The sequence below is a fragment of the Afifella marina DSM 2698 genome, from assembly GCF_900102695.1.
Classification (GTDB): domain Bacteria; phylum Pseudomonadota; class Alphaproteobacteria; order Rhizobiales; family Afifellaceae; genus Afifella; species Afifella marina.
Genome location: NZ_FMVW01000004.1, coordinates 312,795 through 325,487 on the forward strand (window position 1 = coordinate 312,795; position 12,693 = coordinate 325,487).

Annotated in this window: 11 protein-coding genes; 4 read left to right on the forward strand and 7 right to left on the reverse strand. The window is 61.1% G+C overall.

Features of this window, described 5'->3' with window-relative positions; translation table 11 throughout:
- Nucleotides 1-106 precede the first annotated feature (106 nt).
- From BLP76_RS11210 to BLP76_RS11235, 6 genes are all read right to left on the reverse strand, one after another.
- Nucleotides 107-427: an SUF system Fe-S cluster assembly protein gene (locus tag BLP76_RS11210; protein WP_244514555.1), complete on the reverse strand. Its 321-nt coding sequence runs from the start codon at nucleotides 425-427 to the stop codon at nucleotides 107-109.
- Between the two features lie 110 nt (nucleotides 428-537).
- A complete protein-coding gene (locus BLP76_RS11215; protein ID WP_092812691.1) occupies nucleotides 538-1,773 on the reverse strand; it encodes a cysteine desulfurase in 1,236 nt (411 codons plus the stop codon).
- A 67-nt stretch (nucleotides 1,774-1,840) separates the two neighbouring features.
- The gene (gene sufD, locus BLP76_RS11220) at nucleotides 1,841-3,163 is read right to left on the reverse strand and encodes a Fe-S cluster assembly protein SufD (RefSeq protein ID WP_092812694.1); all 1,323 of its coding nucleotides are present in this window, start codon (nucleotides 3,161-3,163) and stop codon (nucleotides 1,841-1,843) included.
- Nucleotides 3,163-3,915: a Fe-S cluster assembly ATPase SufC gene (gene sufC, locus BLP76_RS11225; RefSeq protein WP_092812698.1), complete on the reverse strand. Its 753-nt coding sequence runs from the start codon at nucleotides 3,913-3,915 to the stop codon at nucleotides 3,163-3,165. The genes sufD and sufC overlap by 1 nt, the downstream gene beginning before the upstream one ends.
- Before the next feature lie 84 nt (nucleotides 3,916-3,999).
- A complete protein-coding gene (gene sufB, locus BLP76_RS11230) occupies nucleotides 4,000-5,529 on the reverse strand; it encodes a Fe-S cluster assembly protein SufB (RefSeq protein WP_092812701.1) in 1,530 nt (509 codons plus the stop codon).
- A gap of 20 nt (nucleotides 5,530-5,549) precedes the next feature.
- Nucleotides 5,550-6,683, reverse strand: coding sequence for a cysteine desulfurase family protein (locus BLP76_RS11235; RefSeq protein WP_092812822.1), 1,134 nt, complete (start codon nucleotides 6,681-6,683; stop codon nucleotides 5,550-5,552).
- Nucleotides 6,684-6,888: 205 nt separating this feature from the next.
- Between BLP76_RS11235 and BLP76_RS11240 the strand changes: the two genes are divergently transcribed.
- Nucleotides 6,889-7,539, forward strand: a complete 651-nt coding sequence (locus BLP76_RS11240) for an alpha/beta hydrolase (protein WP_092812704.1) — start codon at nucleotides 6,889-6,891, stop codon at nucleotides 7,537-7,539.
- Nucleotides 7,540-7,565: 26 nt separating this feature from the next.
- On the opposite strand, the gene ppsR is transcribed toward BLP76_RS11240, so the two are convergent.
- A complete protein-coding gene (gene ppsR, locus BLP76_RS11245; RefSeq protein ID WP_170130429.1) occupies nucleotides 7,566-8,963 on the reverse strand; it encodes a transcriptional regulator PpsR in 1,398 nt (465 codons plus the stop codon).
- A gap of 447 nt (nucleotides 8,964-9,410) precedes the next feature.
- Between ppsR and BLP76_RS11250 the strand changes: the two genes are divergently transcribed.
- From BLP76_RS11250 to BLP76_RS18800, 3 genes are all read left to right on the forward strand, one after another.
- Nucleotides 9,411-11,696, forward strand: a complete 2,286-nt coding sequence (locus tag BLP76_RS11250; protein WP_274605695.1) for an ATP-binding protein — start codon at nucleotides 9,411-9,413, stop codon at nucleotides 11,694-11,696.
- On the forward strand, nucleotides 11,689-12,294 hold the full coding sequence (locus BLP76_RS11255; RefSeq protein WP_092812713.1) for a response regulator transcription factor: 606 nt from the start codon (nucleotides 11,689-11,691) through the stop codon (nucleotides 12,292-12,294). The genes BLP76_RS11250 and BLP76_RS11255 overlap by 8 nt, the downstream gene beginning before the upstream one ends.
- A gap of 245 nt (nucleotides 12,295-12,539) precedes the next feature.
- Entirely contained in the window at nucleotides 12,540-12,680 is a 141-nt protein-coding gene (locus tag BLP76_RS18800) for a hypothetical protein (protein ID WP_170130428.1), read from the forward strand.
- Nucleotides 12,681-12,693 lie beyond the last annotated feature (13 nt).

Genomic DNA, 12,693 nt, shown 5'->3' on the forward strand with positions numbered 1-12,693 from the left:
AGGTTCAACCTAGTCACTGAGGTTCGTCGTTTCCAGTCCCGCGGTGCGTCTTGCAAAAGCCGGTGCACGAGACTGCGGAGCCCCCCGCGTCAAGCGGCTTTCGGCCCTACCACCAACCGATCGCGACCTTTGCCTCATCCGACATTCGTTCCGGTGTCCAGGGCGGATCGAAGACCATCGTCGCCGTCGCGCCGGAAACGCCCTGAACGGAGGCCACTGCGTTCTCCACCCAGATCGGCATTTCGCCGGCCACTGGGCAGCCCGGCGCCGTGAGAGTCATATCGATGTTCACATGGCGCGAATCGTCGATATCGACCTTATAGATTAAGCCGAGCTCATAGATATCTGCCGGGATTTCCGGGTCATAGACGGTTTTGAGGGCCGCCACGATATCCTGGCTCAGGCGCTCAACCTCTTCAGGCGGCATAGCCGAAACGTCGATATCCGGGGAATTCGGCGCCTCGTCCGCGTGCGGATCGGGCGCCGCCGCGGCGTTGGTTTCGTCCTTGTGCGTGGTCTCGTCCATCGCTCTTATCCTCACGCGAAGAAGGTCTGCGCCTTCATCAGGGCTTCTGCCAATTTATCGACTTCTGCTTTCGTATTATAGAGGCCGAAAGACGCACGGCACGTGGCGGTCGTCCCATAATGGGTGAGAAGCGGCTGCGCGCAATGCGTGCCCGCGCGCACCGCGACCCCTTCCCTGTCAATAATCATCGAGACATCGTGCGGGTGGGTGCCTTCCAGATTGAAAGAGATGATGGCGCTTTTATCCGGAGCATGCCCATAGATCGTGAGCGAATTGATTTCGCCCAACCGTTCGTGCGCATACTCCTTAAGCTCGTGCTCGTGGGCCGCGATTTTTTCCCGACCGAGCTCCTTCATGTACTTAAGCGAAGAGCCCAGCCCGATCGCCTGAACGATCGGCGGTGTCCCGGCCTCGAATTTGTGCGGCGGTTCCGCATAGGTGACGCCGTCCTGCGTCACATCCTTGATCATCTCTCCACCGCCCAGAAACGGCGGCATTTTCTCCAGCCATTCCCGCTTTGCCCAAAGGACACCGATGCCGGTCGGTCCATAGGTCTTGTGGCCGGTGAAGACATAGAAATCGCAGCCGAGGTCCTGAACGTCGATCGGCAGGTGCACGGCGGCCTGGCTGCCATCGACGAGAACGGGGATGCCACGCTCATGGGCAAGCCGGCAGATCTCCCGAATCGGCACGACCGTTCCCGTGACGTTGGAAAGATGAGTCACGGCAACCATTTTGGTGCGATCGTTGAGAAGCCGCTCGAAGGCTTCCAGATCGAACGAATCGTCCTCGCGGATCGGCGCCCAGCGGATCACCGCACCGGCGCGTTCGCGATGATAGTTCCACGGCACGATGTTCGAATGGTGCTCGAGGATGGAAAGGACGATCTCGTCGCCCTCTCCGATCGCCATGCTCCCATAAGATGCCGCGACCAGGTTGATCGCCTCTGTCGAGGAGCGCGTGAAAATCACCTCGTCTACCGAGGCGGCATTGAGAAAGCCTCGCACGGTCTCTCGAGCATCCTCGTAGGCCTCAGTCGCCGCGTTCGAGAGGAAATGCAGGCCGCGGTGAACGTTGGAATAGGTCTGCGCGTAGGCACGCGAAACGGCATCGATCATCGCCTGCGGTTTCTGAGCCGAGGCGCCGTTATCGAGATAGACGAGGGGTTTGCCATAAACCTCCAACGCAAGCGCCGGAAAATCGGCTCGCACGGCCTCCACGTCGTAGGTGGCGTTCTTTGTCAGCATCAGCCCCGTCCTCTTGCGCCGAAGCGCCTATTCTCAAAATCGCTGCCGCAGGTTGCGGCAGCTTGCGTCAGCGGACCTCGCCTCCGAGCGACAGCCAGCGGCGCGTGCGCGCCTCGAGTGCCGCGACGACGTCGTCGTGCGCGATTTCCTCAATCGCCTCGGCGAGGAATGCATGCACCAGCAGACGTTCTGCCTCGTCGGCCGGAACGCCGCGAGAGCGCATGAAGAACAGCATTTCTTCGTCGATCTGACCGCAGGTTGCCCCGTGACCGCACACCACGTCATCGGCGAAGATTTCGAGCTCCGGCTTGTTGGAGAACTCCGCGTTCTCCGACAAGAGCAGAGCCTGGCTCATCATCTTGCCTTCGGTCTTCTGCGCGTGCGGCCAGACATTGATGCGCCCCTGGAAAACGCCGCGCGCCTCGTCGTCGATCGCCGCCTTGAAGAACTCCTGGCTCACGCATTCCGGCACCGCGTGATCGACGATCAGGGTGGTGTCGAGATGCTGACGGCCTCTTGCGATGGTCGCACCGCGAATGCCGGACGTGGCCCCCTCGCCGTCAAAGATCATTCGGATCTCGGAACGGGCGACCGCACTGCCGGCTGCGAAGAAGAACGGATCGAACACGGCGTCGGCTTCAACGCGTGGCAGAAGGAGGCCGAGATGGAGCGCCTGATCGCCCTCCTCCTGAGCCTTCACCCATTTCACCTTCGCGCCCTTGCCGATGCGAATGTCTGAGACGACGTTGGTGTGGTAGCCGACACCGTCGGGACCGACATAGCTTTGCAGGATGACGGCTTCGGCTCCGTCGCCCACAGTCACCTGGTGACGGAGTGTCTGCAGCCCCGGCCCATTTCCGGCAAAGACGGTGCAGATCTCAAGCGGCTTCGTCAGCTTTGCGCCTTCGCGAATGCGGATCACGGCGCCGTCGCGCACGAAGGCGCTGTTGAGAGCATAGACCGGCGCTTCGCCTGGATCGACCTGCTCGCTCCGCTCCAAGAGAGCGCCACCGCCGTTCAGAAAACGGCCGAGAGACGCAAAATCGAGCGCATCTTCGACGCCGCTCAAATCGGAGAGCGGCGGCACGAAATAGCCGTTCACGAAGACGATGCGGGCGCGGTCGATATCGGCAAAAATATCCGCCTGATCGACCAGATCACGCGCGCGCTCCGGATTGACGGGCTCCGCAGGCGCCGGCGCGTCCGTCATCAACCGCCGCAGGTCGGTATATTTCCAGTCTTCGACGCGGCGGTTCGGTAAGCCTTTCTCGATGAAGGCATCGAAAGCCGTGGTACGCATGTCGCGTATCGGGTCGTCGCCGGAAAGCTCAGCAAAATGCTGTGCCAGCGCCTCCTCGGCTTTTGTGCGCGTGCGTTCGGGCTCGGCCATCACGCGGCCTCCACGTAATCGGCGTAACCCTTTGCCTCCAGCTCGAGCGCCAGCTCGCGCCCGCCGGACGTCACGATACGGCCACGCGAGAGAACATGCACATAATCCGGCACGATGTATTCGAGCAGGCGCTGATAGTGGGTGATGACGACAATCGCGCGATCGGGAGAGCGCAGCTTATTGACCCCATCGGCAACGACACGGAGCGCATCGATGTCGAGACCGGAATCCGTCTCATCCATCAGGCAGAGCGACGGCTCGAGAAGCGCCATCTGCAGGATCTCGTTGCGCTTCTTCTCACCGCCCGAAAACCCGACATTGAGCGGGCGCTTCAGCATCTCCGGCGTGACGTTGAGCTCCCCCGCGGTTTCCTTCACGCGGCGCATGAATTCCGGTGTCGTCAGTTCCGGTTCGCCGCGCGCCTTGCGTTGCGCGTTCATCGCCGTCTTCAAGAAGGTCATCGTGCCGACGCCGGGGATTTCGATCGGATACTGGAAGGCGAGGAAGACGCCGGCGGCGGCCCGCTCATCGGGCTCCATCGCCAAAAGGTCCTCCCCCTTGAAGGTGACGGATCCGCCCGTGACCTCGTAATCCTCCTTGCCGGCCAGGATATAGGAGAGGGTCGACTTGCCAGACCCGTTCGGGCCCATGATGGCATGCACCTCGCCCGCGCCGACTTTCAAAGAGAGGCCACGCAGGATTTCCTTGTCGTCTTCCGCCACCTTGGCGTGCAGGTCGTTGATCTCAAGCATGCGTTTGTTCCTGAATTGATTCAGCCTTCAGGGCTAGGGCCCTGATATATCTTGATAACTCGGCTCCCAAAGAGCCGCGCGCGATCAGCCGACGCTGCCTTCCAGCGAGATGCCGATCAGGCGCTGCGTCTCGGCCATGAATTCCATCGGCAGCTTCTGGATGACCTCACGAGCGAAGCCGTTGACGATCAGGGCCACCGCTTCTTCCTCGCTCATGCCACGCTGCTGGCAGTAGAACATCTGGTCGTCGGAGATCTTCGACGTGGTCGCTTCGTGCTCGAAGATCGCCCCGGCGTTCTTGGATTCGATATAGGGGACGGTGTGAGCGCCGCAGTTCTCGCCGATCAGAAGCGAATCGCACTGCGTGAAGTTCCGGGCCCCCGAAGCCTTGCGGTGCGCCGAAACGAGCCCGCGATAGGTGTTGTTGGAGTTGCCCGCCGAGATGCCCTTGGAAATGATTCGGCTCTTCGTGTTCTTGCCGAGATGGATCATCTTCGTGCCGGAATCGATCTGCTGGTGACCATTGGAAATGGCGATCGAATAGAATTCGCCTTCCGAATTGTCGCCGCGCAGAATGCAGGACGGGTACTTCCAGGTGATCGCCGAACCGGTCTCAACCTGGGTCCAGGAGATCTTGGAATTCTTGCCCCGGCAATCGCCGCGCTTCGTCACGAAGTTGTAGACGCCGCCCTTGCCGTCCTTGTCGCCCGGATACCAGTTCTGGACCGTGGAATATTTGATCTCGGCATCGTCGAGGGCGACGAGTTCGACGACAGCCGCGTGGAGCTGGTTCTCATCGCGCATCGGCGCCGTGCAGCCTTCGAGATAGGAAACGTAGGCTCCCTCGTCGGCGATAATCAACGTGCGCTCGAACTGACCCGTATTGCGCTCGTTGATGCGGAAATAGGTCGACAGTTCCATCGGGCAGCGCACGCCCTTCGGCACGTAGACGAAGGATCCGTCGGAGAAAACCGCCGAGTTCAGGGTCGCGAAGAAATTATCGGTGACCGGCACGACCGAGCCGAGATATTTTCTGACGAGATCCGGATATTCGCGGATCGCCTCCGAGATCGGCATGAAGATGACGCCGGCCTTGGCGAGCTCTTTCTTGAAAGTCGTGGCGACGGAAACGGAATCGAAAACCGCATCGACCGCAACCTGCCGACCGCCGCTGCCACTCGGCGGCGTGCCTGAATCCTCGTCGAGTGAGGAGGGCTCGTCCGCCTTGCGGACACCGGCCAGAATCTCCTGCTCCTTCAACGGAATGCCGAGTTTCTCGTAGGTCGCCAGAATCTCCGGGTCGACCTCATCGAGCGAGTTCGGACCGCTCATCGATTTCGGAGCCGAGTAATAATAGAGATCCTGGTAATCGATCTTGGGATACTTCACCCGCGCCCAGGAAGGCTCCTTCATCGTCAGCCAGCGCCGGTAAGCCTCAAGACGCCATTCGGTCATCCATTCCGGCTCGCCCTTCTTGGCAGAAATGAAACGCACAGTGCTCTCATCGAGCCCCTTCGGCGCCCGATCGGATTCAATCAGCGTTTCGAAGCCGTACTTATACTTGTCGACGTCGATCTGCTTAACTTGCTCAATGGTCTCCTGAACGGCTGGCATTCAGTTCTCCCTTTATTGGTTCAAGCCGCCCGGCCGAGATTCATCCGATGATGGATGGTCTGCCACACGTCAAGAAAACGATCGATATCCTGCTCGTCCGCGTTCCAAGGAAGACTAACCCTGATAGCGCTTGGAGCAGCAAAATTCATGGCGCGCAGCACGTGACTGTCGCCGACTTTGCCCGATGAACAGGCAGATCCGGAGGAGACGCTCACACCCTCCAGATCGAATGCGATCACCAGCGTTTCCGCGGCCATGCCCGGCGTTGCGAACAAGACCGTGTTGGCGACCCGCTCAGCCGCTTCGCCGGCGATCAAAGTGCGCGCCTCAATTTTGCGCAGACCCTGCTCAAGCCGTTGGCGCAGCTCCTGCAGCCTTTCCATGTGCGACACATGGTGGCGCACCTCTTGCACTGCAACGCCGAAACCAGCGATGGCGGCGAGGTTTTCCGTGCCAGCGCGGCGGCGCTTCTCCTGACCCCCGCCCTTCAGCAGATTCTTCGGGAAACCATCGTCGCTTTGCACCACCAAGGCGCCGGCGCCCTGCGGGCCTCCAAGCTTATGCGAAGAGAGAAACAAAATGTCGGCGCCAAGCTCTTCGAGAGAAAGCGGCATGCGGCCGGCCGCCTGAACGGCATCGCAGATCACCCGCCCGCCGAACTCATGAACCATTGCCGCCGCTTCGGCGACGGGCTGCACCACCCCGGTTTCGTTGTTGACGGCCATCAAGGCTAGAACCGGGCGCCCTTCATCACCACCTGCTTCGAGCCGTGCGCGCAACGCTTCGAGATCGAGAACGCCATCGTCACGCACCGGCACGGAAGTCGTCCTGTCCGGAGCGAACATGCCGGCGGCAAGGACGCACGGATGTTCAACCGCGCTGACATAAAGCCGCTCGTCCGGCGCCATTGGGGTCAATGCCCAATTGGCTGCTTCGGTCGCGCCGCTGGTGAAGACGACGTTTGCGGCTCTCGCTCCCACAAGGGCGGCAACGGCGTCGCGTGCGCCTTCGATCAGATCGCGCGCCCACCGCCCTTCAGCGTGCACCGACGACGCGTTGCCGGGATGCTCGAGGGCCGCGAGCATTGCCTCTCGCGCCTGCGGGCGAAGCGGCTCGGTGGCATTTGCGTCCAGATAGGTTCTAGCCCGACTCATCATGGCTCCTGGCCGGACGGCTGCTTTGTTCTTGCAACCGAACGAACACATAGTGTTTAGATGCGCCCCTGCCACGAGCGGGGACGAATGCATTTCTTTTGAACCATTCCAAACTAAGTTTTAGGGAGGGGTTCGGGCGGAGTCAACAAAACCTCCGCCTAAGATGCAAGTTTCCTGACCCAGCGAGTTGAGAGTCCTGTGAACCATGCCTGAAGTGATTTTCCCCGGCCCCGACGGTCGTCTCGAAGGCCGTTATCAGCCGGGAAAGACGAAGACTGCCCCGATCGGCATCGTGCTGCATCCGCATCCGCGATTCGGCGGGACGATGAACAACCAGATCGTCTATCGCCTTTTCTATATGTTCCAGGAGCGCGGCTTCACCGCTCTGCGCTTCAATTTCCGCGGGGTGGGACGCAGTCAAGGCTTCTTTGATCACGGCGTCGGTGAATTGTCGGATGCGGCAGCCGCCCTCGATTGGGTGCAGACGCTGCATCCCGATGCGCGAGGCGTGTGGATCGCCGGCTTCTCTTTCGGAGCCTGGATCGGCATGCAGCTCTTGATGCGGCGGCCGGAAGCTGAAGGCTTCATGTCCATCGCCCCGCAACCGAACATCTACGACTTCTCGTTCCTCGCGCCCTGCCCGTCTTCGGGGCTGATCATCCACGGCGAGAACGATCGCGTGGCGCCGCCGGAGGCCGTCCAAACACTGGTCGACAAGCTGAAATCGCAAAAGGGCATCGTCATCGATCAGCAGATCGTCAAAGGCGCGAACCACTTTTTCGAGGGCCAGGTCGACGAGCTCATCGGCAATTGCAGCGACTATCTGGAAAAGCGGCTGGCCGAGGTCGAGGCTTGAGCTGACCGCAACGAGCCCCCGGACTATCAGTCCTCGCCGGCCTCATCATCGGGGCCGACGAGGCCAAAGCGGTTCATCTTAAGATAAAGGGTCTGACGGCTTAGCCCGAGAACACGTGCGGCGACCGTGCGGTTGTTGCCCGTCAGGTTCAGAGCCGCCTCGATGCACATCTTCTCGATCACATCGGTCGTGTCGCGGACGAGATCCTTCATCGGCGTGTAGCCGATCATCTCGACGAGATTCTCGACCGCCCTGACCAGATCGCTCGATTCGACCCCCGTCTGCGTCTCACCCGGAGTGAGCGGCCGCATGACGAAGCCATAGCCGGGGGTGGTCCCTTCCGGCAAAGTCAGCGCGGAAAAGCGCACGGCCACCGCCTCTCCGTCGCGGCCACCAATGACGCCGGAGAGATTTTGCAATCGTCCGTGGCGCCGTACGTTTTGCAGGAGCACGTCCTGCGTGAGGCCGCTCCACGAGAGAAACTCGTCGAGATGATGGCCGGCCGCGTTGGCGGCAAACGGAACTCCCGCAAGAGTGAGGAACGTCTCGTTCACCCAGACGATCTTGCCATCCTCATTGGCAAGGATGACGGCTTCCGGCGCATTGCGCACGAGCGCGACGAGATCGGATTCCGGCGCTGTCGCCTCCTTGACCGGAGCAATCTGCACCATCACCAGTTGGAGGTCGCCGGCACGGAAGGCTTCCGCGGAGAGCGAAACCCGTCCCTCCGCCTCGACCTCGACCGTCAATGGCTCTCCCGCCTCGCCAACGGCCTGCAGCATGGCTTCGACGTCGGGCCTTTGCCTGCTGCGAAAGAGAGCCGTGAACTTCCGCCCACTGAGAGCCTTACCGGGCAGGCCCAAGAGCATCGCAGCCTGCGTATTGGCTTCGCGCACCTTTCCGTTATCCGCATCGATGACGATGATCGCCTCAGAGACCGTCTCAAACAGCAGCCGATAATGCGCTTCGGCCTGCCGCAGGCTGCGGGCATGCTGCTCGATGGATCGGGCGTGGGCAAGAAGACGCGACTGCAGCTCGACGACGAGACGCAGGTCGCGGCCGATGAGAACGACTTGGTTGGTGCCGTCGATGCGCAGTGCGGAGTATCGGAAGGGCAGATCCCCTCCCCCTTCGAGCGGATGGCTGATGTCCACGCGTTCGGCCTCGCGACCTTGCCGGGCCGAGTTAATCAGCTTGCGCAATCTCGTACGGCTGCTCGCCGTCACGAGATCTTCGATCGGCCGGCCGCGCCATTGCACGACTTCGTTTCCGGAGACGGAATCTAGATTGTGCGAAATGTCGCTCACAATACCGTCTTCACCCACAACCACAGCGAGATCCGCAACCGCCGAAATCAATGACGCGACCGCGACAGGATCCATCCGCAAAAGTGGCGACAGACGATTGTGAGGATACAAAGCCATCTGAGTTCGACGATCGAGAACGGTATGCCAGCCGGCTGTGCGGCAGCTTGCGACGATTTGGATAAAAGCCTTGTCCGGCGCAGGTTGACAAGACGCATGTTGTTCAGAGCGTTTCCCTTTATGGAGGGTTTGTCCAGTGCCGACATGCAACACAGCCACGTCGCCGACGCGGGACAGACTTTCTTCTCCGGGGCACCGGCTACCGCAATGGACGGTGCGTTTCAGATGCAACGTATGGCTACAAAGGCTCTGAATCGTGGCAGAAGCGCACATTCGGAACGATCGAACTTTGGCCCTCCGTTTGTACTATGCGCCCCACTGTCGCACTTTTGTCCTTCGCGGGGTTGCCGTTGAGGCTTCGCCCGCGCACTTTCGGCGTCTTGATGCGTCGCTTGGTCGCCGGCTGCGGGCGATCGGAGGGCAAACCGTTTCGAAGGATATGGCCGCTTGCTGAACAGTCCGGTTGATCTCAGCGCCTGCGACACAGAGCCAATTCACATGATCGGCGCGATCCAGCCGATCGGCTGCCTCATCGCGGTCGATGCCGGCTCGTTGACGATCGAATATGCCAGCACCAACACCCGCGTTTATTTTGGGAGAGACTACACCTCGCTGTTGGGGCTGCCGCTAGCGGAGCTGCTTGGCGCGGATGGCTGTGCAACACTTCTCGCGCGACGCCTCGCACCGACAGTGCCCGATCTCCTCAGACCTACCCTCCTGCAGATTCGCTCAGACGACGGCGAGCCCATCGAACTCGAGTGCCTTCCGCACCGGTTCGGCGACTGGTTGGTTCTGGAATTCGTCGAGCCGGAAAGTCGGTCAGGCAGCGTCTGGGATGACGAAGTCCTGCGGCAGCGGGTGATCTCCGAACTGATCATCCCCGATACGCTTGAAGACCTCGCGCAAGTGGGTGCACAGATCCTGCGCGAGGCGACGGGGTTCGATCGCGTGATGATCTACCGCTTTGCCGCCGATCAGCACGGCGAGGTCATTGCGGAGAGCACCGTGCGGCCCGACAGCTTTCTCGGCCTGCACTATCCCGCATCCGACATACCCGATCCGGCTCGGCGTCATTTCGCCCGCAATGTCATCCGCGTGATCGCGGACATCAACGCGAAACCTGTCCCCATCATGACGCGCAGCGGCGTCGTAGCGGATGCCGGTTCACAAGCCCCTCTCGACCTCACCTATTCGAAGCTCCGTGCTGTCGCGCCGGTTCATATCGAATATCTCAACAATATGGGTGTGGCGGGCAGCGTCTCGATCTCACTCATCTCCGAGAACAAGCTGTGGGGCCTCGTCGCCTGCCACCATTACAGCCCGCTCGAGCTCTCCTGGAGCCGATTGAGAGCCTGCGAGCTGATCGGCGGGACCATTTCGGCCCTGCTGCATAGCCTGGAGAACACGAGCCAACTCCGCGCCAGCATCCGGGCCGAAAAGACAGCTTATGCGATCGAGCGCGAGGCAAGAAGCGGCCAGCCCTTACGGGAGACCATCGAGGCGCATGCAGACGACCTTCTCAATCAGTTGAGTGCGCAGGGCATGCTGCTGAAGCTTGCCGATGAGGTCTTGGCGATCGGAAAGGTTCCTGCTGGCGATATCGACTACGCCCCGCTCGCTGCACGCATGTCGAGCGGAATTGCCACCTCTGATCATCTGCAAGAGCTTGTCGGCGTCGAGGTTCTAGGAAACGACATCGCCGGCGCTGCGATGATGGAGCTTTCCGAGGACCGATCCGATTGGCTCATACTCTTCCGTGAAGCGTTCGGCGAGACGATCCGATGGGCGGGCAAGCCGGAGAAGATCGAGATCCGGAAGGAAGATGGCTCCACCCGCTTATCGCCCCGTGGCTCCTTCGCTCTGTGGCTTGAAGAGCGGCGTGGGCATAGCAAGCCCTTTACGGAAACCGACGGCGAAATCCTCCGCATCACGCGGCGCGCGCTTTTCGCCGTCAACAGTCTGGATCGCGAGCGCGCTGCAACGGCGGCGATGCGCCGGGCGGAGGCCGAGGAGGCGCGGCTCAGGCTGGTGCTGATGGACGCCGCCCAGGATCGTTCGTTGGGTGAACTGGCCTCAGCCCTTGCGCACGAGCTCAATCAGCCCCTGTCGGCCGTCAGCAATTATGTGAACGCGTCCCGACAAGAAATGCGCAACCACGGGATCGTTGTGCCCCCCAATATAGCCGGGCTCATGGAGAGCGCCGTGAGCGAATCCGCCCGCGCTGCTGACCTCGTCCGCCGCCTGCGCAACTTCATCGGCCAGCGAGAGATCACGCTGGAGCAGGTCGATCTGCAAGCCGTTGTCCGGCAAGGCGTCGAACTTGCCCTTGCCGCGAGCAACGAACCCAGCCCCGAGATCGTCTTTGAGTTCGCCGACGACATCCCTCCGATCTCCGCCGACCCGGTACAGATCGTTCAGGTCATCCTGAACCTCGCACGCAACAGCATCACGGCGATGGCTGGTAGCCAGGTCAGGCGCTTGACGTTATCGATCCGCAATGCCTCGCCGCTGGTAGAGATCACCATCCACGATACTGGAACAGGCGTCCCGCAAGACATGGAAGACACCCTCTTCGAACCGTTTCACAACTCGACCACCAGCGGCATGGGCCTTGGCCTGTCACTCTGCCGCTCCATCGTCGAAGCGCATGGGGGACGGATCTCGATGCAGGAGAATGACACAGGCGCGACTTTCGTCTTCACCCTGAGAATTACGGATCCAGACGATGCGTGAAGCCGCCCGCGGCAAAGTCATCTACATCGTCGATGACGAGACATCTGTCCGTCATTCGCTCGGCGCCCTTCTCTCCGCGCACGGATTTGAAACCGAGGGCTTTCCCTCGGCCGAGAGCTTTCTGGAAGCTGTCGATGCCGACAAGGGCCTGTGCGCTTTCATCGATCTGCGGATGCCCGGTCTCGACGGCATGGAACTTCAGAAGATCATGGCGGAACGCGGCATCAGCATCCCGGTCGTGATCCTGACTGGCCATGGTGACGTCCCGCTTGCGGTCGAAGCCATGAAGAACGGGGCTGTCGATTTTATCGAAAAGCCCGGCTCGGAAGAGCAGTTGCTCGGCGCGATCCGTGCTTCATCCGACCAACTGGCGAACCGCCCGTCTTCGAAACTCCCGCCTCACATCGTCTCGGAGCGGCTGGCGCGTCTCACGGGACGAGAACGCGAGGTGCTCGACCACCTCGTCCTCGGCATGACCAACAAGCATATTGCAGTCGAGCTCGGCATCAGCCAACGCACCGTGGAGATTCATCGCGCCCGCATTCGAGAAAAACTCGAAGCCCGGGGGCTTGCCGATCTGATCCGGATGATGCGCTGAGGCGCCTGTGACGGCTCCGCGACAGGCGCGCGGACATACGCAATTTCTACGTAGCGGAATATCCGAGATACCCCCGTCTTTTGGTTGGGCCTACCTTGCGCCCTATAAGCAACGGGCGGCGTGTACGGGCCTGCCCCCGTCGGCCTCCCAAATAAGGGAAATGGGTTATGTCGCCCAAGAAATCCTGCTGGGCTACGAGCGAGAAGTTGGCGTCCGAAGCTTCTGGCGCCGTTCACAAAGTTGTCGTGACATTGACTGATGAGCAACTTGCCGCGGCCGAAGGCTGGCGCTCCGCACGGGGCATTCCGGAGCGTTCGGAAGCTTTGGGCGAGCTCATACGTCTCGGACTTCTGAGCGAGATCAGCCGGGTTTATCGCCTGGCATGATGTCTGCCGTCAG

Bases quoted from the DNA above. Each gene is read 5' to 3' on its own strand.
- sufB (WP_092812701.1), bottom strand. From the start codon at position 5,529: ATGCCAGCCGTTCAGGAGACCATTGAGCAAGTTAAGCAGATCGACGTC.
- BLP76_RS11235 (WP_092812822.1), bottom strand. From the start codon at position 6,683: ATGAGTCGGGCTAGAACCTATCTGGACGCAAATGCCACCGAGCCGCTT.
- ppsR (WP_170130429.1), bottom strand. From the start codon at position 8,963: ATGGCTTTGTATCCTCACAATCGTCTGTCGCCACTTTTGCGGATGGAT.
- BLP76_RS11240 (WP_092812704.1), top strand. From the start codon at position 6,889: ATGCCTGAAGTGATTTTCCCCGGCCCCGACGGTCGTCTCGAAGGCCGT.
- BLP76_RS11210 (WP_244514555.1), bottom strand. From the start codon at position 427: ATGCCGCCTGAAGAGGTTGAGCGCCTGAGCCAGGATATCGTGGCGGCC.
- sufC (WP_092812698.1), bottom strand. From the start codon at position 3,915: ATGCTTGAGATCAACGACCTGCACGCCAAGGTGGCGGAAGACGACAAG.
- sufD (WP_092812694.1), bottom strand. From the start codon at position 3,163: ATGGCCGAGCCCGAACGCACGCGCACAAAAGCCGAGGAGGCGCTGGCA.
- BLP76_RS11215 (WP_092812691.1), bottom strand. From the start codon at position 1,773: ATGCTGACAAAGAACGCCACCTACGACGTGGAGGCCGTGCGAGCCGAT.
- BLP76_RS11255 (WP_092812713.1), top strand. From the start codon at position 11,689: ATGCGTGAAGCCGCCCGCGGCAAAGTCATCTACATCGTCGATGACGAG.